27 protein-coding genes are annotated in these 25013 nt (G+C 70.3%); 10 read left to right on the top strand and 17 right to left on the bottom strand.

Annotation, left to right across the window (positions count from 1 at the left end; genetic code table 11):
- Position 1 precedes the first annotated feature (1 nt).
- On the bottom strand, positions 2-1330 hold the full coding sequence (locus AC6CCG_RS24710) for a sugar ABC transporter substrate-binding protein (RefSeq protein WP_496657412.1): 1329 nt from the start codon (positions 1328-1330) through the stop codon (positions 2-4).
- The gene (locus AC6CCG_RS24705) at positions 1330-2283 is read right to left on the bottom strand and encodes a nucleoside hydrolase (protein WP_496657411.1); all 954 of its coding nucleotides are present in this window, start codon (positions 2281-2283) and stop codon (positions 1330-1332) included. Before AC6CCG_RS24705 ends, AC6CCG_RS24710 begins: the two co-directional genes overlap by 1 nt.
- A 229-nt stretch (positions 2284-2512) precedes the next feature.
- On the opposite strand from AC6CCG_RS24705, the gene AC6CCG_RS24700 reads away from it, so the two are divergent.
- From AC6CCG_RS24700 to AC6CCG_RS24690, 3 genes are read left to right on the top strand one after another with little or no spacing between them, the layout of a single operon-like run.
- Positions 2513-3469 carry a putative F420-0 ABC transporter substrate-binding protein gene (locus AC6CCG_RS24700; RefSeq protein WP_496657410.1) on the top strand — a complete coding sequence of 319 codons (957 nt, stop codon included), beginning with the start codon at positions 2513-2515 and terminating at the stop codon, positions 3467-3469.
- The gene (locus AC6CCG_RS24695; RefSeq protein ID WP_496657409.1) at positions 3466-4539 is read left to right on the top strand and encodes an iron chelate uptake ABC transporter family permease subunit; all 1074 of its coding nucleotides are present in this window, start codon (positions 3466-3468) and stop codon (positions 4537-4539) included. The genes AC6CCG_RS24700 and AC6CCG_RS24695 overlap by 4 nt, the downstream gene beginning before the upstream one ends.
- Positions 4536-5369, top strand: coding sequence for an ABC transporter ATP-binding protein (locus AC6CCG_RS24690; protein WP_496657408.1), 834 nt, complete (start codon positions 4536-4538; stop codon positions 5367-5369). The genes AC6CCG_RS24695 and AC6CCG_RS24690 overlap by 4 nt, the downstream gene beginning before the upstream one ends.
- On the opposite strand, the gene AC6CCG_RS24685 is transcribed toward AC6CCG_RS24690, so the two are convergent.
- The 6 genes from AC6CCG_RS24685 to AC6CCG_RS24660 form a co-directional block, all read right to left on the bottom strand.
- Positions 5258-5785, bottom strand: coding sequence for a hypothetical protein (locus tag AC6CCG_RS24685; RefSeq protein ID WP_496657407.1), 528 nt, complete (start codon positions 5783-5785; stop codon positions 5258-5260). The two genes, AC6CCG_RS24690 and AC6CCG_RS24685, sit on opposite strands and share 112 nt — an antisense overlap.
- A gap of 130 nt (positions 5786-5915) precedes the next feature.
- Positions 5916-6665 carry an SDR family NAD(P)-dependent oxidoreductase gene (locus AC6CCG_RS24680; RefSeq protein ID WP_496657406.1) on the bottom strand — a complete coding sequence of 250 codons (750 nt, stop codon included), beginning with the start codon at positions 6663-6665 and terminating at the stop codon, positions 5916-5918.
- A 2-nt stretch (positions 6666-6667) separates the two neighbouring features.
- Positions 6668-7432 (bottom strand): SDR family NAD(P)-dependent oxidoreductase, encoded by a 765-nt coding sequence (locus tag AC6CCG_RS24675; RefSeq protein WP_496657405.1) that lies wholly within the window; start codon positions 7430-7432, stop codon positions 6668-6670.
- Complete coding sequence (locus AC6CCG_RS24670; protein ID WP_496657404.1) at positions 7432-8802, bottom strand: MFS transporter; 1371 nt, start codon at positions 8800-8802, stop codon at positions 7432-7434. The genes AC6CCG_RS24675 and AC6CCG_RS24670 overlap by 1 nt, the downstream gene beginning before the upstream one ends.
- 27 nt (positions 8803-8829) lie before the next feature.
- Positions 8830-9711, bottom strand: a complete 882-nt coding sequence (locus AC6CCG_RS24665) for a polysaccharide deacetylase family protein (RefSeq protein WP_496657403.1) — start codon at positions 9709-9711, stop codon at positions 8830-8832.
- A 26-nt stretch (positions 9712-9737) separates the two neighbouring features.
- Positions 9738-10712: an asparaginase gene (locus AC6CCG_RS24660; protein WP_496657402.1), complete on the bottom strand. Its 975-nt coding sequence runs from the start codon at positions 10710-10712 to the stop codon at positions 9738-9740.
- Between the two features lie 201 nt (positions 10713-10913).
- Here AC6CCG_RS24660 and AC6CCG_RS24655 point away from each other — a divergent pair, with 201 nt between their 5' ends.
- Positions 10914-11933, top strand: coding sequence for a LacI family DNA-binding transcriptional regulator (locus tag AC6CCG_RS24655; RefSeq protein WP_496657401.1), 1020 nt, complete (start codon positions 10914-10916; stop codon positions 11931-11933).
- Between the two features lie 6 nt (positions 11934-11939).
- On the opposite strand, the gene AC6CCG_RS24650 is transcribed toward AC6CCG_RS24655, so the two are convergent.
- Positions 11940-12920, bottom strand: a complete 981-nt coding sequence (locus tag AC6CCG_RS24650) for a TIGR03557 family F420-dependent LLM class oxidoreductase (RefSeq protein WP_496657400.1) — start codon at positions 12918-12920, stop codon at positions 11940-11942.
- 97 nt (positions 12921-13017) lie between these two features.
- Here AC6CCG_RS24650 and AC6CCG_RS24645 point away from each other — a divergent pair, with 97 nt between their 5' ends.
- Together AC6CCG_RS24645 and AC6CCG_RS24640 are read left to right on the top strand one after the other, a co-directional pair.
- A complete protein-coding gene (locus tag AC6CCG_RS24645) occupies positions 13018-13245 on the top strand; it encodes a DUF433 domain-containing protein (RefSeq protein WP_496657399.1) in 228 nt (75 codons plus the stop codon).
- Entirely contained in the window at positions 13242-13616 is a 375-nt protein-coding gene (locus AC6CCG_RS24640; protein WP_496657398.1) for a DUF5615 family PIN-like protein, read from the top strand. The genes AC6CCG_RS24645 and AC6CCG_RS24640 overlap by 4 nt, the downstream gene beginning before the upstream one ends.
- Before the next feature lie 128 nt (positions 13617-13744).
- Here the strand turns inward: AC6CCG_RS24640 and araA are convergent, their stop codons facing one another.
- From araA to mca, 5 genes are read right to left on the bottom strand one after another with little or no spacing between them, the layout of a single operon-like run.
- A complete protein-coding gene (gene araA, locus AC6CCG_RS24635) occupies positions 13745-15247 on the bottom strand; it encodes an L-arabinose isomerase (RefSeq protein ID WP_496657397.1) in 1503 nt (500 codons plus the stop codon).
- 2 nt (positions 15248-15249) lie between these two features.
- The gene (locus tag AC6CCG_RS24630; RefSeq protein WP_496657396.1) at positions 15250-15930 is read right to left on the bottom strand and encodes an L-ribulose-5-phosphate 4-epimerase; all 681 of its coding nucleotides are present in this window, start codon (positions 15928-15930) and stop codon (positions 15250-15252) included.
- A 2-nt stretch (positions 15931-15932) separates the two neighbouring features.
- The gene (gene araB, locus AC6CCG_RS24625) at positions 15933-17615 is read right to left on the bottom strand and encodes a ribulokinase (protein WP_496657395.1); all 1683 of its coding nucleotides are present in this window, start codon (positions 17613-17615) and stop codon (positions 15933-15935) included.
- 41 nt (positions 17616-17656) lie between these two features.
- Positions 17657-17875 (bottom strand): hypothetical protein, encoded by a 219-nt coding sequence (locus AC6CCG_RS24620; RefSeq protein ID WP_496657394.1) that lies wholly within the window; start codon positions 17873-17875, stop codon positions 17657-17659.
- Positions 17872-18843, bottom strand: a complete 972-nt coding sequence (gene mca, locus AC6CCG_RS24615) for a mycothiol conjugate amidase Mca (RefSeq protein ID WP_496657393.1) — start codon at positions 18841-18843, stop codon at positions 17872-17874. The genes AC6CCG_RS24620 and mca overlap by 4 nt, the downstream gene beginning before the upstream one ends.
- Positions 18844-18939: 96 nt before the next feature.
- On the opposite strand from mca, the gene AC6CCG_RS24610 reads away from it, so the two are divergent.
- Positions 18940-19362 carry a DUF4307 domain-containing protein gene (locus AC6CCG_RS24610; RefSeq protein WP_496657392.1) on the top strand — a complete coding sequence of 141 codons (423 nt, stop codon included), beginning with the start codon at positions 18940-18942 and terminating at the stop codon, positions 19360-19362.
- Between the two features lie 28 nt (positions 19363-19390).
- Positions 19391-19900 carry a transcription elongation factor GreA gene (gene greA / locus AC6CCG_RS24605; RefSeq protein ID WP_496657391.1) on the top strand — a complete coding sequence of 170 codons (510 nt, stop codon included), beginning with the start codon at positions 19391-19393 and terminating at the stop codon, positions 19898-19900.
- Between the two features lie 57 nt (positions 19901-19957).
- On the opposite strand, the gene AC6CCG_RS24600 is transcribed toward greA, so the two are convergent.
- Together AC6CCG_RS24600 and AC6CCG_RS24595 are read right to left on the bottom strand one after the other, a co-directional pair.
- On the bottom strand, positions 19958-20380 hold the full coding sequence (locus AC6CCG_RS24600) for a DUF2089 domain-containing protein (RefSeq protein WP_496657390.1): 423 nt from the start codon (positions 20378-20380) through the stop codon (positions 19958-19960).
- A complete protein-coding gene (locus AC6CCG_RS24595; protein WP_496657389.1) occupies positions 20380-21348 on the bottom strand; it encodes a hypothetical protein in 969 nt (322 codons plus the stop codon). Before AC6CCG_RS24595 ends, AC6CCG_RS24600 begins: the two co-directional genes overlap by 1 nt.
- Before the next feature lie 200 nt (positions 21349-21548).
- Here AC6CCG_RS24595 and AC6CCG_RS24590 point away from each other — a divergent pair, with 200 nt between their 5' ends.
- Entirely contained in the window at positions 21549-22832 is a 1284-nt protein-coding gene (locus AC6CCG_RS24590) for a L,D-transpeptidase (RefSeq protein WP_496657388.1), read from the top strand.
- A gap of 1 nt (position 22833) precedes the next feature.
- Here AC6CCG_RS24590 and AC6CCG_RS24585 read toward each other — a convergent pair whose 3' ends face one another.
- Positions 22834-24135 (bottom strand): AI-2E family transporter, encoded by a 1302-nt coding sequence (locus AC6CCG_RS24585; RefSeq protein ID WP_496657387.1) that lies wholly within the window; start codon positions 24133-24135, stop codon positions 22834-22836.
- Positions 24136-24309: 174 nt separating this feature from the next.
- Here AC6CCG_RS24585 and AC6CCG_RS24580 point away from each other — a divergent pair, with 174 nt between their 5' ends.
- Positions 24310-24999: a uracil-DNA glycosylase gene (locus tag AC6CCG_RS24580; protein WP_496657386.1), complete on the top strand. Its 690-nt coding sequence runs from the start codon at positions 24310-24312 to the stop codon at positions 24997-24999.
- Positions 25000-25013 lie beyond the last annotated feature (14 nt).

Raw genomic sequence — 25013 nt, 5'->3', positions numbered from 1 at the left:
GCTACTGGTACTGCTTCCAGGCCGTCACCAGCTGGCTTTGCGCGGATTCCAAGGCCTGCTTGGGATCCGCACCGTTGGCGATGTCGGAGAATGCTCGGCCCATGATGTCCTCGAACTCGATGTAGCCGGCCGTCGAGACCCGGCCGACGGCGGTGTGCTCGGTCTCGTACTCCACCACCTTCGCGGCCTGCTTCCCGCCCTCGGAGTCGGTGAACATCTTGCCTTGCAGGTATGACTGCAGACCGGCCGTGTTTGCCGGGAGCTCCGCGTAGGCCCGGTGCTTGGCGTAGCCGCTCTCGCCGTCGATGGCCAGCCAGCGCAGGAAGATCGCCGAGGCCTCCTTGTTCTTCGAGAACGGGTTGATGCCGACCGACCAGGAGCCGGTCGGGCTGGCCGGCTTGCCACCCTCCCAGACCGGGTTCAGCGCCGCACCCCAGTTGATCTTGGAGTCGGCCAGCTTGCCGACCATCCAGTTGCCCTCCACCAGATAGGCCGTCTTACCGGCCAGGAAGGTCGAGTCGATCTGCTCGGCGGGGATGCCGCGCGGCGTGATCTTGTCCGCGTACAGCGAGCCGTAGTAGGTCATCGACTGCACCCAGCCGTCGTTGGTCACGTCCGGCGTCAGATTTCCCTCGCCGGTCGCGCCGATCCCGCCGCCGGCGGAGTACGGCAGTGGCTCCAGCTGGTAGTAGCGGTCCGGCTGGCCGAGCAGCAGCCCGTGCTGCGCGTTGCCGCGGTCCTGGACCTGCTTGGCGTCCTGCTTCAACTGCTGCCAGGTGATCCGGGCGGCGTCCTCGGTCGACGGCGGCTTCACCCCGGCGGCGTCGAGCAGATCCTTGTTGTAGAAGAGCAACTGGGTCGAGTTCGCGACCGGCAGCGAATAGAGCTTGCCGCCGAACGAGCTCGCCTCGACGGTGACCGGCTGCAGCGCGTCGGTCAGCCCCTGGAACGGACCGGACAGATCCTCCAGGTAGCCCCGGGTGGCCAGCGCCGGCACCCGCGGCTGGTCGACCCAGAACACGTCCGGGTCGCCGGTCTTCTGGGTGATCCGCGAGTCGAGCACGCTGTTCAGGTCGTCGAACGGCACGTACTGGTAGTCGACCTTGATCGTCGGGTGTTCCTTCTCGAACGCCGCGACCACGTCGGACATCCCGTCGGCCTTCGGGTCGAGGATGCCGACGACCTTGATCGTCGTGGTCGGATCGGTGGCCGGGATGGACCAGGGCTGGCCGCCGGCCGGGCTCTCCGCCGGGCCGCTCGCGCAGGCCGCGAGGAGGACCAGCGCGCCGGCTCCGGCGGTGAGGCTGGTCAGCAGGGACCGGAGACGCATCACAACTCCTTCAGCTTGTCCATGAAGAATCGGGTGAAGCCCGCGGCGTCGACGTCGACCGCGATCGACGCGTTCGGCTCGAGCTTCCGGGCGTTGCCGTCCGGGGCCCAGCCACCGGTCAGCGGATCCGCCAGCATTGCGCCGCGCAACCGGTCCCCGGTCTCCACCTGGACGTAGGCGTCCTGCCAGGTGATCAGCTCCGGATGGGTCACCGCGGCGACGGCGAGCGGGTCGTGCATGGCGCAGGACTCCTCCGGCTGCGGCCGGCGGCTGCTCAGGTGATCGATCCAGGCCACCGTGTAGCGGCCGGCGAAGGCGGCGAACTCGTGATCACTCGCCGCCATCGCCCGGGCCTCCTCCATGGTGACCCGGACCTTCAGGGTGACGTCCAGCCCGACCCATTGGGCGACGATGCCGGAGCCGAGCACGATCTCGGCCGCCTCCGGATCGTTCCAGATGTTGAATTCGCCGGGCATCCGCGTCTCGTTGGTGGGCTTGCTGAAGACGCCGCCCATGATCACCAGCCGCTTCAGCGAGGCGGCGAAGGTGTGGTCCAGCCGCATCGCCAGCGCGACGTTGGTCAGCGGGCCGACAGCCACCAGGGTGATCTCGCCCGGGTTGGCCCGGACGTGCTCGACCATCGCGGCGGCCGCCGGCTGTGCCTGCGGCTCGCGTGCCACGACGTCGTCCGGCACCGAGCCGACCCTGGCCTGCGGACGCAGCAGCGGCACCTGCGCGCCGCGGTGCACCGGGACCTCGGGGTGACCGAGCCGGTGCAGCAGTTCGAGGGTCAGCGTGGTGGCCGAGGCGACGTCGGTGTTGCCGTTGACGGTGGTGACGAGTTCCAGCGAGATGTCGGGGTCGGCCAGCGCCAGCGCCAGCGCGAACCCGTCGTCGACGTCGCTCCCCGGAGCACCCATGGCCAGGTCGACGTCGAGCATCACACGTTCCATGATTCGAGTCCTCAACACGTGTTGACGATGTACTGGTTCGCCATGTTGACACGTGTTGAACGCGACCGCAACCGGTTCCGGTCCACGCCCTGGGACCGGGTGCGGGATCGATTACGATGGCAGGGCCCGCGCGTCAGGATTGTGGCGCGTGTCGGCCGGCCGGGCTGTGGTCGGTGGGTGTCGTCGATGCCGTGTTCCTCACGGCGGTTGTCTCCCCCTGCCTCGAAGGATGCTGCCCGTGCGCGCCCTGGTCTCGTTGCTGTTCCTGATCCTGCTGGCCGGCTGCAGCACGCCGGCGCCGTCCGCCCAGCCGGTCGCCCCCGGCTTCCGTACCGTGACGCTGGACAACTGCGGCACGGAGGTGAAGATCGAGCGCCCGCCGGAGCGGGTGGTGGCCATCAAGTCGACCGCGATCGAACTGCTACTGGCCCTCGGGCTCGGCGACAAGATCGTCGGCACCGCGTTCGGCGACGGGCCGCTGCCGGAGAAGTACGGCACGCCGCCGCCGGTGCTGGCCGACAAGGTGCCCGGCCGGGAGGCCCTGCTGGCGGCCCGGCCCGACTTCGTGTACGCGGGCTGGGAGAGCAACCTGACCGCGCAGGGTGCCGGTGACCGGGCCGGTCTGGCCGAGCTGGGCGTGAACAGCTACGTGGCGCCGGCCGCCTGCAAGGAGCCGGCCTACCAGCCGAAGCCGCTGACCCGGGACGTCCTGGAGCGCGAGATGCGCGAGATCGCCGCGATCTTCGGGGTGCCGGACCGGGCCGAGAAGTTGATCACCGAGCAGCGCGAGGCCCTGGCCGCCGTGAAGAAGGACTCCCGGCAGCGCACCGTGCTCTGGTACAGCTCCGGCACCGACACCCCGTATGTCGGGGCCGGGATCGGCGCGCCGCAGTTGATCATGGACTCGATCGGTGTCCGGAACGTCTTCGGCGACACCCAGGACACCTGGAGCACCGTCTCCTGGGAGAGCGTGCTGAAGCAGGACCCGGACATCATCGTGCTGGTCGACGCCACCTGGAACACGGCCGAGTCGAAGAAGAAGATCCTGGCCGAGTCGCCCGCCGCCGCCCTGGATGCGGTACGGGAGCAGCGTTACCTGACGGTACGGTTCCCGGCCGGCGAGGGCGGCGTGGCCACGGCGGAGGCGATCACCGATCTCGCCGAGCAGTTGGCGAGCCTGCCGTGACCGCGGTGATCACCCGGCCGCCGGCCGCACCACCCGGGCCCCGGCAACGACCGAGCCGGCGGTCCGGGCTGCCGGTCTGGCTCATCGGCGGCTTCCTGATGATCTTGCTGGCCGGGTCGATCCTGGCCGCGACGGCGGTCGGCGCCAGCGGCCTGGGTCCGGCCCAGGTGGCCCAGTCGATCGGGCATCACCTGGGACTGACGCCGGTCGGGCTGCCGCGGCTGGACGACGCGATCATCTTCGAGCTGCGGCTGCCGCGGGTGATCACCGCCGCCCTGGTCGGCGCGGCGCTGGCCCTGTCCGGGGCGGTGATGCAGACGCTGACCCAGAACCCGCTGGCGGATCCGTACCTGCTCGGGCTGTCCTCCGGCGCCGCCCTCGGCGCGGTCTCGGTGCTGTTGCTCGGGGTCGGCCTGGTGCTGCCGCTGGCGGCGTTCCTCGGCGCGATGCTGGCCCTCGCGGGGGCGCTGGCGCTGACCGGCCGGGCCGCCACCCGCGGCTCGACCAGGATCGTGCTGGCCGGCGTCGCGGTCGCCCAGATCTGTTCCGCGGCGACCTCGTTCGTGATCTTCTCCGCCGCCGAGGGCGACTCGTACCGGGAGGTGCTGGCGTGGCTGATGGGCTCCCTCGGCGGCGCCGACTGGTCGTCCCTGCTGGTCGCCGGGCCGATCATCGTCGCGGCCGGGCTGGTGCTGGTCGGCTATGCCCGGTCGCTGGACGCGTTCGCGTTCGGTGATCAACTGGCCGGCTCGCTCGGCGTCGCCACCGGACCGACCCGGATGATCCTGCTCGGCCTGGTCGCCCTGCTGACCGGTTCCGCGGTGGCCGTCAGCGGCGCGATCGGCTTCCTCGGACTCACCCTCCCGCACGCGGTCCGGTTCGTCACCGGCCCGGCGCACGCGCGGCTGCTGCCCGTGCTCGCTCCGGCCGGAGCGATCTTCCTGATCTGGACCGACACGGCGGCGCGGATCGTGCTGGCGCCGGAGGAGGTGCCGGTCGGGATCCTGACCGCGCTGATCGGCGCCCCGGTGTTCTGCGTGCTGCTCTGGCGCCAGCGGAGGGCGGCATGACCAACGCGCCGCGTCCTGAGCGTTCCAGCGCCGTACGCGTCGACGACGTCCGGTACGCCATCGACGGGACCCCCTTGCTGCACGGGGTTTCGCTGACCGCGGCGGCCGGCCGGCTGACCGGGGTCCTGGGCCCCAACGGGGCCGGCAAGTCCACCCTGCTCCGGCTGATCGCGGGCCTGACTCGGCCGGCCGGCGGCCGGGTCCTCCTCGGTGATCATGATCTGCACCGGCTGCCGCGGCGGGCCAGGGCCAGGCGTGTCGCGTACCTGGAACAGCAGTCCACCACCGAGCAGCCGCTGCTGGTCCGGCAGGTGGTCGAGCTGGGCCGGATTCCCCACCTCGGTCGCTGGCAGTCGCCGGGCCCGGCGGACCGGGCCGCGGTGCTGGACGCGCTGGTCGCGGTCGGCATGATCGAGTACGCCGAGCGCCGCTGGAGCACCCTGTCCGGCGGCGAGCAGCAGCGGGTCCAACTGGCCCGGGCGCTGGCCCAGCAGCCCGAGGTGCTGATCCTGGACGAGCCGACCAACCATCTCGACCTGGCCGCCCAGCTGATGATCATGGCCCAGGTGGCCGACGCCGGCCGCACCGGCATCGCCGCGGTGCACGATCTCAACCTGGCCGCGACCTACTGTGATCGGGTCGTGCTGCTCTCCGGCGGACATCTGGTCGCTGCCGGAACTCCGGCCGAGGTTCTGACGCCGGACCTGATCGAGGAGGTCTACGGGGTACGGCCGCGAACACTGGCCGATCCGGAGACGGACCGGCCGGTGTTGATCTTCGACCGGGTACCGACGCCGACCGGGTCCACGGCGAGTGTCCAGGTCCCCTGATCGTCGCGGAGTTCGGTGATCACCGGCTCGCCGGATCCGAGCAGCAGCAGTCCGAGCAGCCGGTTGACCGCGGTCCGGGGATCCGCCCCGGGCCACGGATCCATCGCCCCCGAAGGTGTCCGGCGGACCCGCTCCGGTACGGACTCGCGGGCCACCGGGTGAGGACGGTGTGGCGGCAGCCCGGCGACCCAGTCGATCACGTCCGCCGGCCGGCCGAGCGCACTGACCAGCGCGTCCAGGGTCGGAACGAACCGTGCCCGGCCGCGCTCCGTCCAGGTCCAGCCGGCCGCCTGGGCGACGATCACCGAGTGCGGTGCCAACCGGCTCAACCGCGCGGCGACAACCTCGCGGACGTAGCTCGCCGAGAGCAGCCCGGCCAGCCAGCCGGACCGCTCCCGACCGCATGCCCCGCACATGGAATCCTCCCTTCGTTCGCACCCAGGTGCCCGAACGCGCGCTGAGCCTGTCGAAGTGCCAAGCCGGTTCGGGTCTGCCCCCTTCGACAGGCTCAGGACATGCTTCGACAGGCTCAGGGAGCGTTCGACGCTAAGGCATCACGTCGCCGCTGTTCGGTCCGAGTGTCTGGCCGACATAGAGGTTGCCGCCCGGGTCGGAGGCCAGCAGCACCGCGGTCGGCGCGACCTCGTCGACGGTGCCGAACCGGCCCAGCGGCAGCTCCGCCTGCTTGGCCCGTTTCCACTCCTCGCTGATCCCGGCCACCAGCGGCGTCTCGATCGGGCCGGGCGCGATCGCGTTCACCAGCACGCCGCGGCCGGACACCTCGAGCGCAATCGACTTCGTCAGCGCGATCACGCCGGCCTTCGCGGCCGCGTAGTGGGCCAGGCCGGTGCCGCCCTTGAGGCCGAGTTGTGAGGCGACGTTGATGATCCGGCCGTCGCCGTGCTCCAGCATGCCGGGCAGCACCGCCCGGTTGAGCAGGAAGACGCTGGTCAGGTCGACGTCGACGGTCTGCTGCCAGGTCGCCAGGCTCAGCTCGGTGATCGGCGCCTCGGTGAGGATGCCGTGCGAGGTGACCAGGGTGTCGATCCGGCCCAGCCGGCGCACCGTCTCGGCGACGGCCGCGCTGACGGCCGCCTCGTCGGTGGCGTCCAGCACCAGAGCGTCGGCCCCGAGTTCCGCGGCCCGCTCGGTCACCGCGACGGACCGGTCGGCGAGCATGATCATCGCGCCGGCGTCGCGGAAGTGCCGGGCGATGGCCAGCCCGATGCCGCTGGCCGCACCGGTGATCAACGCGGTCCGGCCGGCCAGTACGCCGCCCTGCGGAACGTCGTTCATGATCAGTCCCTCATCGCCACGGTGAGCGCGCCGTCGACCGTGATCGCCTGTCCGCTGACGTACCCGGCGTCGGCCGAGGTGAGGAACGCGATCACACCGGCCACCTCCTCCGGGCGGCCGACCCGGCCCCACGGAATCGTCTGCCCGGCCCGGGCCAGCCCGTCCGGGCCGAGCGAGTTGACCGGGTCCAGCGACTGCGGGGTCTCGATCAGTCCGGGGATGATCGCGTTGGCCCGGATCCCGCGCGGCCCGTACTCGACGGCGAGGCTGCGGATCAGGCCGATCACACCCGCCTTGGCCGTCGCGTAGTGGGCGTGTTCCTGCCAGCCGTACACGCCGCCGGCGATCGACGAGATCGCCACGATCGACCCGCCTTTGCCGAGCTGTGGCGCCGCGGCCCGGGCCAGCCGCATGACGCCGTGCAGGTCGACCTGCAGCACCTCGTCCCACTCCTGGTCGGTCATCGTCGCGAACGGTGCCCGGCGCAGGATCCCGGCGTTGGCGATCACATGATCGATCCGGCCGTACGCGGCAAGGGCGGCCTCCGCGAACGCGCCGACCGACTCGGTGCTGCGGACGTCCAGCTCGATGATCATGCCGGTGCCGCCGGCCGCGGTCACCTGCTCCAAGGTGGTCGCCGGGTCGTGCGGGTCGCCCGGGAAGGTGCCGATCACCACCCGGTCGCCGCGCTCCGCCAGCCGGACCGCCGCCGCGCGGCCGATCCCGGACGCCGCTCCGCTGATGATCGAGACAGCTCGCTCCCTCATCACGCGCCCTCCGCCAACGGCTCGTCGACCCGTTCGGCGACGGGCGTTCCGTCGTCGCGCCGGGGCGCGATCGAGCGTGCCCCGATCATGATCAACCCGGAGACCAGAGTGCCCAGCGCACCGACCCAGAGCGCGGCCGTCGAGAACGGCACGGCGGCCGCGGCGAGCCCGGTGAGCAGGAACCCGCCGATGATCGCGCCCGGCTGGCTCATCGCGCCGATGAACGTACTGCCGGTCGCCCGGCAGTCGGTGTCGTAGCACTCGGCCTGGAAGAACATGATCGCCGCGTACGGGCCGAGCAGGAAGAACAGGCCGAGCATGTAGGTGACCAGGACGTAGCCCTGGTTGCTCGGGCCGAGCAGCATCGCCGCGAAGAAGAGGCCACCGAGGATCCAGCCGATGATGATCACGCGCTTGCGGCCGATCCGGTCGCCCAGCCAGCCGTGGGTCAGGTAGCCGAGCGCACCGACCAGGTTGGACACCACGACCAAGATCAACGCATCGCCGGCGTCGATCCCCTTGCCGCTCTCCAGCACCGTCGTGCCGAGCACGGAGAAGGTCTGGATGCCGAACCAGTTGACCAGCCAGGCCAGCGACAGCACCACCGTGTTGCGCAGGTGCTTGCCCTGGAAGATCCGCTTGATCGGCGCGCCCACGCGGACCTCGATGCCGGTGCGCTGGGCGAGCGCGTCCGCCTCGGCCGGCTGGCCGGCCCGGCGCAGCCGCTGCACGGCTTGCTGGGCCAGGAACTGCGGGCTCTCCTTCAGCCGCAGGCAGACCAGCGCGACGATGATCGCCGGCACGGTCGCCAGCAGGAAGGCGATCCGCCAACTGTCCAGACCCCAGACGCTGGTGACGATCGCGACGAAGCCGGCCGCCAGCAGCGCGCCGAGCGGCCAGCCGGTCTGCACCATCGAGTAGACGAAGCCCTGGTTGCGTTTGATCTTGGTGTCCTCGGTGAGCGCGTACAGCTCGTTGAGGTAGGTCGCGTTCACCGACTGCTCGGCCAGCCCGAGCCCGCTGATGCTGCGGACGCCGACCAGCGAGGCGGCCCCGGTGGTCGCGGCGGTGATCGCCGACGACGCCGCCGTACCGCCGACGGAGATGATCATGCCCTTGCGGCGACCGAGCCGGTCCACCAGCGGCCCCACGAACAGCACCACGACGAAGGTGCCGACGCTGACCAGGGTCGAGACGAGCAGGGCGAAGCTGGTGTCCCAGCCGAAGCTGTCCTCGATCCGGGGCAGCAGGGTGCCGAACAGGATGAAGTCGTAGACGGCGATCGTCCAGGCGAAGAACGCGATCTTGGTCGCGCGCCGGGTCTCCTTCTTGCCGACGGTCCGCAGGCCTTCCGTTGGGGCGGTACTCATGGGCGCTGTTCCTTTCCGTACCGCAGCTCAGTCGACCCGCGGCGAGCGGGCTTGGAAGTCCTGGGCGATCTGGTCGAACGTCGCCCAGTGGACGCCCTCGTGGGCGTTGATGTGCTCGATCAGGCGCTCCAGCATCAGCAGCACCTGCGGCCGGCCGGACACGTCCGGGTGGATCGTGAAGGTGAACACGGCGTAGTCCAGCTCCCGGTACACCCAGTCGAACTGGTCCCGCCACATCTCCTCGAGGTGGCGCGGATTGACGAAGCCGTGGCTGTTCGGGCTGGACTTGATGAACATCATCGGCGGCAGGTCGTCGAGGTACCAACTGGCCGGGATCTCGATCAGGTCGGTCTCCCGGCCGCGCTCCAGGGGCTTCATCCAGGTCGCCGCGGGCTGGTCGTAGTCGATCTTGCTCCAGTTGTCGCCGACCCGGACGTAGTAGGGCGTGAAGTCGCGGTGCATCAGCGAGTGGTCGTACCTGATCTTCCGCTCGATCAGCAGTTCGTTGGTGACCGGCGAGAACTCCCACCAGGGAGCGACATAGCCGGTCGGCCTGGTGCCGGTCTTCCGGTTGATCAACTCGATGCAGTAGTCGAGGATCTCCGACTCCTGGTCGCGGGTCATCGCGATCGGGTTCTCGTGGCTGTAGCCGTGCACGCCGATCTCGGCCCCGGTCGCGACGACCTCCTCGAACTGCTCCGGGAACGTCTCGATCGAGTGCCCCGGCCAGAACCAGGTGGACGGAAGCTGGTACTTCGCGAGCAGGTTCTTGATCCGGGGTACGCCGACCTCGCCGGCGAAGATGCCCCGCGAGATGTCGCCCGGCGAGTCCTCCCCGCCGTACGACCCGAGCCAGCCACCGACGGCGTCGACGTCGATTCCGAACGCGACGTAGATGTCCTTGGCCATGAAAGTTTTCCTTCCTGGGAACGGATTCAGAAGCACTGCAACCGGGCCGCCGCCTCGTCGGGCGGGTAGTGGCTGAGCAGCAGGGCCAGCAGCATGCGGGCCTGGGTGTACGGCAGGCCCCGGACGGCGACGGCGCCGGCACGGAGCGCATCGGCGCCCCCGCCGGAGCCGTACAGCGGAGCGATCGGACCGTGCGGCACCCGGGTGGTGAGCGCCACCACGGTCCCGGCCGCGACGGCCGCACGGACCGCCTCGACGTAGGGCCGGTTGAGGTTCCCGACGCCGGTGCCGGCCAGCACCACGCCGGGAACGCCCTGCCGGACCAGCTCGTCCAGCAGGTCGGGCCGGGCGCCCGGGTAGAGCACCAGGGTCTCCACCCGGGTCTCGTCGAACCGGGCCGTCGGCCTCGGCAGCGGCTCACCCCGCACCGGCCGGGCGGCGTAGCGGAGTTCGCCCTGGACCAGCCGGCCGATCGGGCCGGCGTCCTGGGCGACGTACGGCTGCGGGCGCAGCGTGTGCAGCTTCCGTACGCCTCGGGCGGCGAAGACCTCGCCGGCGAACGAGACCAGGACGCCGAGGCCACGGGACGCCGGGGCCGCGGCGACCGCGATCGCCTGGCGCAGGTTGCGGCCGCCGTCCGCGCCGTCCTGATCCGGTGCGATCTGGGCCCCGGTGAGCACCACCGGGCGGTCGTCCTCGTGGACCAGGTCGAGCAGCGCGGCGGTCTCCTCGATCGTGTCGGTGCCGTGGGTGATCACGACCCCGTCCACGGCCGCGCGGGCCAGCTGGTCCCGGACGGCGTCCGAGATCGTGCGCAGGTCCGCCAGGTCGAGGTTGAACGAGTTGGCCCGGAGCAGGTCGACCGGCTCGACCGTGAGGCCAGGCTCCGCCCCGACCGCGCCGACCAGGAGTTCCGCCGAGTCACTGGCCACGGCCGCACCGTCCGAGCCGGTGCGGGACGAGATCGTTCCACCGGTGCCGAGGACGACGATGTGGGCCACGCTGTTCCCTTCCTGCCGAGCGCCGGCTCGCCGGTCGTGGCGGTGCCGTTCGGCTCAGTCTGAGCTACACAATCGATTGAGTCAATCGTTTGGGTCAACCGATTGTGGAATTACGCTGGGATTCTGCGGGGCACTGCTGCGGGCCGTACGGACCCGAGGCCGGGCACCGCGATAATGGCGGCACCGACGACAGGAGCAGCAATGGCGGGCACTCGGCGACCGTTCACCCAACGGATGATCGCCAGCGACGTCGGCGTCAGCGTGACCACGGTGTCGCGGGTGCTCAACCCGACCGAGCCGCATCCGGAGCGGTGGGCCTCGGCCGAGACCGTCGCCGCGATCCTCCGGTCCGCCGAACGCAACGGCTACCGGCCCAACCCGCACGCGACCAGCCTGCGGACGGCGCGCTCCAACGTGGTCGGGGTGCTCGTTCCCCGACTGCAGGACTTCGTGCTGGCCACGATCTACGAGGGCATCGACGAGGCGGCCACCGAGGCCGGGGTGTCCACCTTCGTCACCAACTCGCTGGACAAGCCGGACCTGCAGCGGGTCCGGACCCAGCAGATGCTGGACCGCCGGGTGGACGGCCTGATCTTCGGCGACGCGCACCTCGACGACGACTTCCTGGACGACCTGGCCGCGCAGGAGGTCTCGTTCGTGCTGACCTCGCGCCGTCACGGTGATCATGTCTCGGTCACCTGCGACGACCCGGCCGGGGGCCGGCTGGTCGCCGAGCATCTGCTGGCCACCGACCGGCGCGAGGTGGCGATCCTGGCCGGGCTGCCGTTCGCCTCGACGGCCCGCGAGCGCTCGCAGGGCCTGATCGACCGGTTCGCCGAGGCCGGGCTGGAGATCCCGGAGCACCGGATCGTGTTCAACGGCTTCGACGCGGCCGCCGGCCGGGAGGCCGCCGACCAGATCCTGGCCCGGCGCCCGTACCCGGACGCGATCTTCGCCACCAACGACTTCGCCGCGATCGGGGCCATGGGTGCCCTGCGGGACAAGGGATTGCAGATCCCGGACGACGTCGCGCTGGTCGGCTACAACGACACCCCGCTCGCCGCGTCGCTGCCGATCCCGCTGACCACGATCCGCTCCCCCATGCACGAGATGGGACGGCTGGCCTTGCAGACACTGCTGCGCAAGCTCGGCGGCGCCGAGGTGGAGTCGCGGCGGCTGGCGCCGGAGTTGATCATCCGGGCCTCCACCGGCTCCGGCTGAGCCGGATCAGCGCAGCTTGGGCAGCACCTCGGCGCCGAAGATCTTCTGGGTCCGCTCCGGATCCGGCCCGGCCAGGTGCAGCTGGACCTCGTCGACACCGAGATCGAGGAACTGCTGGATCCGCTGCCGGTGCGCGTCCAGGTCGCTGGAGATGATCATGCGGTCGGCGAAGTCCTCCTTGCGGAGGCGCCGGGCCAGCTGCTCGAAGTCGCGGGTGTTGCGGACCTCGGAGACCGGGTAGCGGACCGCCGGGACCGGCCAGTGATCGACGGCCGCCGCCAGCGCCTCGGGCTCGGTCTCGGCCCAGGCGTGGTGCAGCCGGACCACCCGGTAGAGCCGCCGGGGGTCGGTGCCGGCCCGCAGCGCGCCGGTCCGCAACTGCTCGAACAACCCCGCCACCTGATCCGGCCTGCCGCCCTCGGTGATCATGCCGTCGGCCATCCCGCCGGCCCGCCGCGCCGTGACCGGCCCGGCGGTCGCGACGAGGATCTTCGGCAGCCGCTCCGGCAGCGTCCAGAGCCGGGCCTGTTCCATGATCAACTCCGGATCGGCGTGCCGGGCCTCGCGACCGGTGAACAGCTTCCGGATGATGTCGATCGCCGAGAACATCCGGTTGATCCGCCGCGGCGGCTCGGGCCAGTACTGCCCCGTGACATGCTCGTTGATCAACTCGCCGGCGCCGATGCCGAGCCAGTGCCGGTCCGGGAACAGCGCCGCCAAGGTCGCCGACGCCTGCGCCACCACCGCCGGATGCATCCGGTAGGACGGGCTGATCACGCCCGGATTGATCGGGATCGTCGTCCGCGCCGAGGCGGCCGCGGCCACATTCCAGACGAACGACGCCTCACCCTGACCCGCTGTCCACGGCGCGAACCGGTCCGAGAACATCACCGCCCCGAACCCGTGCCGCTCCGCCGACTCGGCCAGCTCCACGGCGCGCCCCGGCGCAACCGACTCCAGCATGATCGCGTTCCCGATGATCGCCACTCCGGAAGCCTAACCATCGGTCGTCCAGGCCGGACACCACGCGTTCTGTCTGGCTCGGGCGCGGAGCGCGACCGACCGCGCGGGGGTACGCTGAAGCATGGCTTTCGATCGAATCGCCGTCGATCATCGGATCATGGGAGGCGTGCCCTGCGTCCGCGGCACCCGCATCCCGGTATCGATGATCATCGGACGGCTCGCTGAGGGTGCCGCCCGCGAGGACGTCCTGGACGACTACCCTCAGCTGTCTGCTGAGGACATCGACGCCGCACTCCGCTTCGCCGCTGCGACCCTCGACCAGCGGGAGATGCCGCTGCTTGCCTCGTGAGGCTGCTCGTCGACGAGTGTCTCAGCGCCCGACTCTGCGAACTCCTCGAGCCAGCCGGGTACGACGTCGTCCATGCGCGTGATCTTGGACTGCTCGGTGCACCCGACGCAGACGTCATGGCAGCGGCCGCCGAGCAAGACCGGGTGCTCCTCTCGGCCGACACCGACTTCGGGGAGCTGCTGGCGAATTCCGGCGCTGCCAAGCCCAGCCTCGTTCTCCTGCGCCGGGTCGCCAAGTCACCGGAGGCGCAGGCTCCGGTGCTCATCGCCAACCTGCCTGCCGTCGCCGACGACCTCGCGGCTGGTGCCGTCGTCGTCATCCTGTCCGATCGACTGCGGATCCGACGACTGCCCGTCGACGGCGCCAGCTGATCCTCCCGCGCCCTGAGATAGGAGCGGTTCCCCCTCGAGCTGACGGACCCGGACCTTGCTCAAACCGGAGTCTTGAGTGGATTTTCGCCGCTACTGACCGGCGAAAATCCACTCGCGATGCGCTGGGCTCAGAGGGCGACGCCGAGGCGGTGGGCGGCCTGGTTCCAGCGGAGCTCGTTGGCGAAGCCGCGGCGGGTGGTGTCCGCGTCGATGATCGCCAGTTCGACGGCGGCGATCCGGGCGAAGTCCTCGAGTTCCTCGGTGCCGACGGCGGTGGACAGCACGGTGTGGTGCGGGCCGCCGGCGGCGAGCCAGGACTCGGTCGAGGTCTGGAAGTCCGGCTTCGGCTGCCAGACCGCGCGGGCCACCGGCAGGTTCGGCAGCGGCTGGTCCGGCGGCACCACGTCGACCTCGTTGAGCACGAGGCGGAACCGGTCGCCGAGGTCGCAGATGCCGAGCACGGTGGCCGGCCCCTGGGCCGCGTCGAAGACCAGCCGGACCGGGTCGGACCGGTTGCCGATGCCGAGCGGATGGATCTCGATCCTCGGCCGGGCCCCGGCGATGGTCGGGCAGACCTCGAGCATGTGCGCGCCGAGGATCTTCTCCGAGCCGGGCGCCAGGTGGTACGTGTAGTCCTCCATGAACGAGGTGCCGCCCGGCTGCCCGGCACCGATCGCCTTCACCGTGTGCAGCATCATCGAGGTCTTCCAGTCGCCCTCGCCGCCGAACCCGTACCCGGCAGCCATCAGCCGCTGTACGGCCAGCCCGGGCAGTTGTTGCAGTCCGCCGAGGTCCTCGAAGTTCGTGGTGAACGCGCCGTAGCCGCCGTCGGTCAGGAAGGCCCGCAGCCCGGCCTCGATCCGCGCGCCGTACCGCAGCGCGTCGTGACGGTCGCCGCCCGGCACCAGTTCGGGTGCGAGGTCGTACGTGTCGACGTACTCGGTGATCAAGGAATCGATCTCGGTGTCGGCGATCTGGTCGACGACGGCGACCAGATCATTCACGCCGTACGTGTTCACGGAGACCCCGAACCGCAGCTGCGCCTCGACCTTGTCGCCCTCGGTCACCGCGACGTCGCGCATGTTGTCGCCGAACCGGACCAGCCGCAGCGTGCGCAGCGCCGCAGCACCCCGGGCGGCGCGCTGCCAGGCACCGATCCGCTGCCGGACCCGGGGATCGGAGACATGTCCGGCCACGGTCTTGCGCGGCACCGCGAGCCTGGTCTGGATGTAGCCGAACTCCCGGTCGCCGTGCGCGGCCTGGTTGAGGTTCATGAAGTCCATGTCGATCTCGGCCCAGGGCAGGTCGACATTGGCCTGGGTGTGCAGGTGCAGCAGCGGCACCTGCAGCGCGTCCAGCCCGGTGATCCACATCTTCGCCGGCGAGAACGTGTGCATCCAGGCGATCACGCCGACACAGTCCGGATCCGAGTTCGCGGCCAGGATCTGCCGGTGGATCGCCTCGGAATCGGTCAGCACCGGCTGCCAGACCACGTCCAGCGGCAGCTCGGTGGCGGCGTTGAGTTGATCAACGATCGCGCGCGACTGGTCCGCGACCTGATCAAGAGTCTCCGGACCGTACAGGCCCTGGCTTCCGGTGAGGAACCACACCTGCTGAACTCGTTCGGTCATGATCACCCTTGTCGTTGTCCGTACACGTTCTGGTAACGCTCGTAGAGGCTGTCGATGTCGCTCTGCGGGATCGGGATCGGCTCGCCGAGCTGCCGCGCGACGTGCACGGTGCGCGCCACCTCCTCGCAGAGCACGGCGGCCTTGACCGCGGCCTTCGCCGACGCCCCGACCGTGAAGACGCCGTGGTTCTGCATCAGTACGGCCTTCGAACGATGATCACGCAGCGTCTCGACGATGCCGCGGCCGATCGAGTCGTCGCCGATCAGCGCGAACGGGCCGACCGGCACCTCGCCGCCGAACTCGTCGCCCATCATCGTCAGCACACAAGGGATCGGCTCGCCGCGGGCCGCCCAGGCCGTCGCGTACGTCGAGTGGGTGTGCACGACGCCGTTGATCTCGGGCCAGTGCTTGTAGACGTACGCATGCGCCGCCGTGTCCGACGACGGAGCATGATCACCCTCGACCAGGTTGCCGTCCAGGTCGCAGACCACCATGGCGGCCGGGCTGAGATCCTCGTACCGGACGCCGGAGGGCTTGATCACCAACAGGTCCCGGCCGGGCACCCGGGCCGACACGTTGCCGGCCGTCCACACCACAAGATCATTCTTCGGCAGCTCGGCGTGCAGGTCGGAGACCTCCTGCCGGATCAGGAACAGTGCCTCGTCCGGTTCGATCTCGGCCATGATCAGTTGCCGTTCCGCCGCGCGGCCGCGTCCCGGCGCAGCTCGCGCAGTCGGTGCATGACCTCGTTCTCGCCGCGGCCGAAGTAGTCGTGCAGCAGCGTGTACTCCTGGTAGAGCTTGGCGTAGATCTCGACGTTCTCGGCGATCGGCTTGAACTTCGCCTTCTCCGACCGGCCCATCTTCTCGGCCGCGGCGGCGACGTCCGGATACGCACCGGCGGCCACCGCGGCGTGGATCGCCGAGCCGAGCGCCGGCGCCTGGTCGGACGTCACCACGGTGATCGGCAGGTCCAGGATGTCGGCGTAGATCTGCATCAGCAGCGGGTTCTTGACCAGCCCGCCGGCCGCCACGAACTCCTTGACCGGCACGCCGGCGTTGTTGAACGCGTCGACGATGGTCCGGGCACCGAACGCGGTCGCCTCGATCAGGGCGCGGTAGATCTCCTCCGGCTTCGTGGCCAGCGTCTGCCCGACGATCACACCGGAAAGATCATGATCGACGAGCACCGAGCGGTTGCCGCTGTGCCAGTCCAGCGCGATCAGGCCGTGCTCGCCGACACCCTGCTCGGCCGCCTTCGCCGTGAGGATCTCGTGCACGCTGACGCCCTGCTTCTCGGCCTCCTCCGTGTACGAGGCGGGCACACCGTTGCGGACGTACCAGCCGAAGATGTCGCCGACGCCGGACTGGCCGGCCTCGTAGCCGTACAGTCCCTTGGTGACGCCGCCCTCGACGACGCCGCACATGCCGGGCACCTCGCGCAGCTCGTCGGAGTTCATGATGTGGCATGTCGAGGTGCCCATGATCGCGACCATCTGGCCGGGCGCGATCGCCTGGCCGGCCGGGTTCGTCACGTGCGCGTCGACGTTGCCGGCCGACACCGCGATGCCCTCCGGCAGCCCGGTCCACTCCGCGGCCTGCGCCGACAGCCCACCCGCGTTCTCGCCGAGCTGGATGATCGGCCAGTCGACCTTGGTCTCCACGAAGTCGGCGAAGTCCGGGTTGAGCGCGGCCAGGTACTCCTTCGAGGGGTACGCGCCGTCCTGCCGGATCCCCTTGTAGCCGGCGGTGCAGGCGTTCCGGGTGTACCGGCCGGTCAGCTGCCAGACGATCCAGTCGGCGCCCTCGACCCAGTGCTCGATCGCGGCGTAGACCTCGGGATCCTCCTCCAGCACCTGCAGGCCCTTGGCGAACTCCCACTCCGAGGAGATCAGGCCGCCGTAACGGGCCAGCCACGGCTCGCCGCGCTCGGCCGCGACCTGGTTGATCCGGTCCGCCTGACCCTGCGCCGCGTGGTGCCGCCACAGCTTCACGTACGCGTGCTTACGGTCGGCGAACTGCGGCAGTTCGTTCAGCGGCGTGCCGTCGTCGGTGGTCGGCACCATCGTGCAGGCGGTGAAGTCGGTGCCGATGCCGATCACCTGGGACGGGTCGATCCCGGCCGCCTCGATCGCTGCGGGCACCGCCTTCCGGAGCACCTCGCGGTAGTCCTCCGGCACCTGCAGGGCCCACTCCGGCGGCAGCTTCTCCCCCGTCGTCGGCAGGGTGTCGTCGACGACCCCGTGCGGGTACTCGTGGACCGCCGAGCCGAGTTCGGCCCCGTCCGAGACGCGGACCACCAGGGCCCGGCCGGACAGCGTCCCGAAATCGATGCCGATCGTGTACGTCTGCGCGGGGTCAACCGTCATCTGAAATCGCTCCTCACCGAGTTGATCTTGCTAGGCGACCGTCAGGTGCCGTTGTGCTGCCCTTGGTTCTCGTGATCATCGGCCTTGGCCTCGCCGTCGGCCGGCTGATCGTCGTCGCCCGGGCGCGGGACTTTGATCTTGCGCATCTGGCGCATCATGCTGATGAACAGGAAGACCATGATCGCCGCCAGCACGATCACGATGATCAACGCCGTCCAGCCCGGCTTGACCAGGTTCGGGTCCAGTTCGAGCGCGATCATGCCGAGACCCTCGTTTCCTGCTTGCCACTGCCGTGGCCGGCCGCCGGTTCCACCGCGATGCCGGCGAACAGGTCGTCCTCGGGCACCGTCGACGTCACCCGGCTGCGGGCCAGTTCGAAGTCCTCGGTCGGCCAGGCCGACTGATGCAGTTCCAGCGGCACGCTGAACCAGTGGCCGAGCGGGTCGATCTGCGTCGCGTGGGCGAGCAGCGCCTGGTCCCGTACCGCGAAGTAGTCGGCGCACGGCACCCGGGTGGTCACCCGTGCCTGGTGCTCCGGGTCCGGCTTCCACTCGGCGAGCCGTTCCGCGTACGGCGACTCCAGGCCGCGGTCGCGCATCGCCTGGTCCAGCGCGACGATCCGGTCCCGGTGGAAGGTGAACTGGTAGTAGAGCTTGAGCGGGGTCCACGGCTCGCCCGCGTCCGGGTACGCCTCCGGATCGCCCGCCGCCTCGTACGCGGCGACGCTGATCTCGTGGCACTTGATGTGGTCCGGGTGCGGATAGCCGCCGTTCTCGTCGTACGTGGTGATCACGTGCGGCCGGAACTCGCGGATCAGCCGGACCAGCGGCTCGGCGGCCTCGGCCGGCGGCACCAGGGCGAAGCAGCCCTCGGGCAGTGGCGGCAGCGGGTCGCCCTCCGGCAACCCGGAGTCGACGAAGCCGAGCCAGACCTGCCGGATGCCGAGGATCTCCCGGGCCCGGTCCATCTCCTGGCGGCGGATCTCGGCCAGGTTGTCCAGCACGTCCGGCCGGTCCATGGCCGGGTTGAGGATCGAACCGCGCTCGCCGCCGGTACAGGTGGCGACCACCACCTCGACGCCTTCGGCGACGTAGCGGGCCGTGCTCGCGGCACCCTTGCTCGACTCGTCATCGGGGTGGGCGTGGACATGCAACAGCCGCAGAGGCTCGCCGGCCGCGTCCACTCGGACCGGCCGGCCCGCCGCGGCTCCAGAAGCGAGATCAGTCATGGCGCACATGCTGCCACCTGGAGCCGGGTGGGCGCGGATCGGGCCCGCCTGCCGGGCCGGATCCGCGGCCCGGACCGGGTGCTGGATACTGGCCGTGTGCCCGAGCCGGAACCGAGCCTCGACGCCGCTGCCGCCGAGCGGATCCGGAACCGCTACCCGCGATCCCGGGTTCCCCGGCAGCTGGTCGTCGCCCTGGTCGGTGCCGTCGCCCTGGTCGGGCTCGGCTGGCTGATCTGGGTCGCCACGATCCACGCCCAGCCGGCGGTCAGCGGACAGCTGGCCGGCTATCGCGTGGTCAGCGACACCGAGACCGAGGTGACGCTGACGGTGCAGCGGGAGGACCCGTCGGTCCCGGTGACCTGCCTGGCCATCGCCCAGGCGATCGACTTCGAGCGGGTCGGCGAGATGCAGGTCGCGGTGCCGCCGAGCGAGCACCAGCTGGTCGACCTCACCGTACGGATCAAGACGCTGCGCCGGGCCAGTTCCGCATCCGTGGACGGATGCCGTTTGCAGGGCTGAACGCCGCACAGCTTGCTAGGCTTGTCCGATGTCTGAGAACACGGAACAGGTGATCTGGCTGACCCCGGAGGCCCGCGACAAGCTGGCCCAGGAGCTGGAGTACCTGAAGGGCGAAGGTCGCCAGGAGGTCTCGGCGCGGATCGCCGCCGCGCGCGAGGAGGGCGATCTCAAGGAGAACGGCGGATATCACGCCGCCCGCGAGGAGCAGGGCCAGCAGGAGCTCCGGATCCGCCAGTTGGAGGACATGCTGCGGAAGGCCGAGGTCGGCGAGGCGCCGGCCGGCGACGGGACCGTCGGGCCCGGCAGCAAGGTGACGATCGCCTTCGACGGCGACGAGTCGGACACCGACACGTTCCTGCTCGGCTCCCGCGAGTTGCTCGGCCTCGACGACAGCGCGGACCTCAACGTCTACAGTCCGCAGTCGCCACTCGGATCGGCGATCCTCGGCAAGCAGAAGGGCGACGAGGCGAGCTACCAGACCCCGAACGGGAAGTCGGTCAACGTCACCATCGTCGCGATCGAGCCGTACGTCGGCTGATCCCGGTACAGCACAACGTTCCCTGCGCCCTCGTGGCTCAGGGAACGTTGTGGTTTGTCAGGGGAGATCGGCGATCAGCCGCGCGGCCTCGTCGGGGGTGAGGGCACCGCTGGCCACCTCGGCGAGCACCTGGTCCCGGGTGAGGGTCTCCGTCGACTCCGGCTCGCCGGTCAGGCCGAGTTTGCGGAGCAGGTCGGCGTAGCGCAGCCGGGCGGTCGGGTACGAGACGCCGAGGAACCGCTCCACCTCGCGCAGGTTGCCCCGGGAGGAGAGGAAGACTCGGAGCAGCTCGATCTCGGAGTCGCTCAGCGCACAGAACTCGCACTGCTGGAAGATGCCGGCCAGCTCGGTCCCGCAGGAGCCGCAGCCCAGCCGGGTCACCGCGAGGTGCACACCGCAGACCGGACAGGCGTCCGGCGCACGGTGATCGTGGGCCCGGCTCCCCGGGATCCGGGCCTGCGACCGCGTCCGCTCCGCCATCAGTCCTTCGTCCAGGTGTCGCCGTCGGAGCCGACCCGGACCATCGCGTGGCCCATCACGACCTCGATGTCCAGCTTGGCGCTGCCGTTGCCCATGACGACCTCGTCGCCCGGCCCGGAGTGCCCGCCGGTCCAGCTCACCTTGCCGAGCTGAGCATCGCCCTTGACGGTCACGTTCGACTCGTCGGACAGGTGCAGCGACAGCGACCCGGACTCGGCCCGGACCCGGGAGCGGCCGGTCGTGATGGCGCCCTTGATGGTCGCCTGGCCGGCCTGGATCAGCGCGTCGTTGATCTCGGCGACGTCGAGCAGCTTGGCGCCGCCGGCGGTGACCCGGATCTTGCCCAGGTGCGGCACCCGTTCGGTGTTCAGGCTGCCCGCGGTCACCTCGACGTCGACGATCAGGTTCGGGTTGACCCGCAGGAAGAGCTCCTTGCCGAGGCCGAGCGACCGGATGTCGTCCAGGTTGCGCGGGGCCCGCAGGATCGAGAACCCGTCCAGGGACGAACCCATCTCGCCGTCGCTGGACACCTCGAGGACGGAGCCGTTGCGGCGCAGGACGTGCGGGCCGTCGGCCGACACGGTGGCCACCGAGGTCTCGCCGATGATCCGGACCCGGCGCCCGATCGCGCGCACGGAGAGCCGCTCGACGCCCTGGGTGTTGACCGGCTTGGACCGCTTCGGCGGCTCCGGCTCCTCCGCCGGCTGCTCGGCCTCGGTCTCGGATCCGGCGGACCCGACCCTTTCCTTGGTGTACGAGGCGTACTGCGGGCGGTCGGTCGCAGCGGCCCAGGCACCTTCCTCGCTCGGCGAGGTGCCCGACCGGGCGGCCAGCTCCTCGTTGGTCGGCTCGGCGGCGGGGGCGGCCGGCGTGGTCTTCAGCGCATCGATCCGGCGGGCGGCCTCGGCGGCGTCGATCCGCCCGGCGGCCAGTTCCTCCAGGATCTCGGTGATCTCGGGTGAAGTCATGCCAAAAATCTAAAGCGGGACTTACCAGAATGGAAGGTTGAGCCTTGGGGAATCAGGGTTGCTTCGGGGTTCCCCACCCAGCGGTTCCCGGCACGTCACGGTTTGGTTGCTGGCCCGCGTCACCATGCATAGTGGTTGAACCGAATGAGAGGCTGGACGGGCGCGGGCGGGTCCGCGCGTTGTCAAGGGGGAAGTTTTCGATGTTCACGCGTGCAGTTTCCGGAGTCCGCTGGTTGGCGCTCGTCCTGCTGGCCGGTCTCGTCGCGGCCTGCGGGACCGTACCGCCGTCGTCGACCGGGCCGGCCCAGTCCAGTCAGCCGCCCGCCTCGGAGGCGCCGACATCGCCCGGGGCGAAGCCGTCCGACTCGGAGACGCCGAAGCAGCCGGAGCCCGAGGCGCCCGGTGGACCGGTCGAACTGAGCGCCAACGTCGAGGACGATGCCGACGGCGTCAAGGTCGACACGGTGATCAAGGCGACGGCGAAGTACGGCAAGCTGTCGGAGGTCACGCTGGAGCACGGCGGCACCGGGTCGCCGAAGATGGACGTGCCGAAGGTGACCGGCACCCTGAACGACGAGAAGACCACCTGGACCGCTGGCTCGGGGCTGGATCCCGCGGCGACGTACACGCTGAAGATCACCGGCGCCAACGCCGCCGGCGAGGAGAAGACCGAGAAGATCACCTTCACCACCAAGGCGGTGGACCGGTCGAAGCAGACGTTCGTCAACATCTACCCCAAGGACGGCCAGAAGGTCGGCGTCGGGATGCCGGCGGTGCTCACCTTCGACGTGCCGGTGAAGGACAAGGCTGAGTTCGAGAAGCATCTCAAGGTGACCTCGGTGCCGGCCCAGGAGGGCAGCTGGAACTGGTTCTCCGACAAGGAGGTCCACTTCCGGCCGAAGACGTACTGGAAGTCCGGGACCAAGATCACCGTCACCGCCAACCTGAACGGGATCAACGCCGGCAACGGGATCTACGGCCAGAACACCTCGACCAAGAGCTACTCGGTGGGCCGGTCGGTGATCACCAAGGTCGACCTGAAGGCGAAGAAGGCGGTCGTCGAGATCGACGGCAAGAAGGCCAAGACCATTCCGATCAGCGCCGGCAAGAAGGGCTTCACCACCCGCAGCGGGGCCAAGTTGATCATGGAGAAGCTGGACAAGACCCGGATGGCGTCGGAGACCGTCGGCATCAACGAGAACTCCAGCGAGGGTTACAACATGATGGTCGAGTTCGCCATGCGGATCACCCAGTCCGGCGAGTTCGTCCATGCCGCCCCGTGGAACGCCGGCAACATGGGCAAGGTGAACGCCAGCCACGGCTGCACCGGGATGAAGACCGACGACGCCTACTGGCTGTTCCAGCGTGCCGAGGTCGGCTCGCCGGTGATCACCACCGGCAGCAACCGCGAGACCGAGTGGGGCAACGGCTGGACCGACTGGGACGTCTCCTGGGCGAAGTACCAGCAGGGCTCCGCGCTCTGAGCTAGCGCTTGACCACCGGCGGCGCGGACTCGCTGCCGGCGGCCAGCGAGGCGATGTACGTCTTCGCGAACGCCAGCAGCGGTACGGCGAGCAGGGCGCCGACGATCCCGCCGAGGATGACGCCGATCGCGATCGCGAGCAGCACCGCCAGCGGGTGCAGCGCGACGGCCCGACCGAGCAGGAACGGCTGCAGCACGTGGCTCTCGACCTGCATCACGACGATGATCCCGATCAGCATGATCAACGCCTGGATCGGCCCGACCGCGACCAGCGCGACGGCCACCGCGACGAACCCGGAGACCAGCGCGCCGACGAGCGGGATGAACGCCGCGAGGAAGACCAGCGCGGCCAGCGGGATGGCCAACGGGACCCGCAGGATCAGCGCGATGATCAGCACCCCGATCGCGTCCACGAAGGCGACCGCGATGGTCGCCCGCACGTAGGCGACGAGCGAGTTCCAGCCGTTCCGCGCGGCCGCGTCCGCCCTCGGCCGGGCGGCCCGCGGGACGAACTTCAGCAGCGCGGTGAACACCCCGCGGCCGTCGTACAGGAAGTAGAAGAGGGCGAACAGGCAGATCGCGAAGCCGGCCAGGAAGTGCCCGACGCCGGAGCCGACGCCGGCCGCATAGCCGGGCAGGATGGCGGCCAGGTCGATCGTCTGGATCCAGGCCAGCACCTGGTTGCCGTACTCGGCCAGCTGCCCGCTGTCGAGGTTCAGCGGCGGCCCGGCGATCCAGGCCAGCAACTGCTGGTAGCCCTGGATCGCGCTCGTCGCCAGCTCGCCGGACTGCCGGACGATCTGCTGCACGATGAAGGTGAGCACCCCGGCCAGCAGGGCCAGGCCGCCGACCACGGAGATCGCGGCGGCCAGGGCGCGCGGGACGCGCCACTTCCGCAGCCGTGAGGCGACCGGCGACAGCAACGCGGTCAGCAGGGTGGCGATCGCCAGCGGAATCGTCACCTCGGAGAGAAATCGGAACAGGAAGGCGAGGCCGAGCACCAGGGCTGCGACCAGCAGCACGCGCCAGGCCCAGCCGGCGGCGATCTTCAGTCCGTGCGGCACGCCGTCGGCCGGCAGCGGCTCGACCTGGGCCTCCTCGAGCTCGGCCTGCTCCATCACGAGTTCGGGGTCCGCGGCCTGATCATCGGCCGGTTCCTGATCTTGGTCGGGCTCCGCCGAGACCGGGTCCGCCCGGCGCGGATGATCTTCGACGAAGTCCGGACCCGGCTCGTCGCCGGCCGCGCGCTTGCCCGGAGGATCGATCGGCTCTGCACCTGACCGGACCCGTTTCCCTATTGCCATGCCACCCTCCACCGCCGGCCCCCGCAGTCGTACCCCCGCCCCAGGGGTAGTCCAACCGTAGCGGAGCAGGCGTTTCGGGCCTAGTACGGTAGCCGCTGGGCGACGAGGCATCTCCCAGAGCGCACCGCGCCCGTTGATCATGACCGACCTGATCACGACCGAGAAGGAGGCGCCGTGCCGGCACGTCCGCTGTCCGACCTGATCGCCGCCGACTGGGCCGAGGCCCTGGCCCCGGTGGAACCCGACATCACGGCGATGGGCACGTTCCTGCGGGAGGAGCTGGCGGCCGGCCGCGGTTATCTTCCGGCCGGCGAGCACGTACTGCGGGCGTTCACCCGGCCGCTCGCCGACGTCCGGGTGCTGATCGTCGGCCAGGATCCGTACCCGACGCCGGGACATCCGGTGGGGCTGTGCTTCTCGGTCGCACCGGACGTCCGGCCGCTGCCGAAGAGCTTGATCAACATCTACACCGAACTGCGCGACGACCTCGGCATCGAACCGGCTCAGACCGGCGACCTGACGCCGTGGTTCGAGCAGGGCGTGCTGTTGCTGAACCGCGTGCTCACCGTGCAGCCGGGCCGGTCCGCCTCGCACCGCGGCAAGGGCTGGGAACGGGTCACGCAGGTCGCCATCGAGGCGCTGGTCGCCCGCGGCGGTCCGCTGGTCGCGATCCTGTGGGGCCGCGACGCGCAGTCGCTGATCCCGATGCTGGGCCCGGTGCCGTACGTCGCGAGCGCGCACCCGTCGCCGCTGTCGGCGCGGAGCGGGTTCTTCGGTTCGCGGCCGTTCAGCCGGGCGAACGAACTACTGGTGGCGGCCGGCGGCAGCCCGGTCGACTGGACCGTGGCCCGGGTCCCGGCCTGAGCTCTCGTACTGAA

Source organism: Microlunatus sp. YIM B11417, from assembly GCF_059617205.1.
Note: the sequence above shows the minus strand (reverse complement) of the source record. Positions and strands in the feature narration are given on the sequence as shown.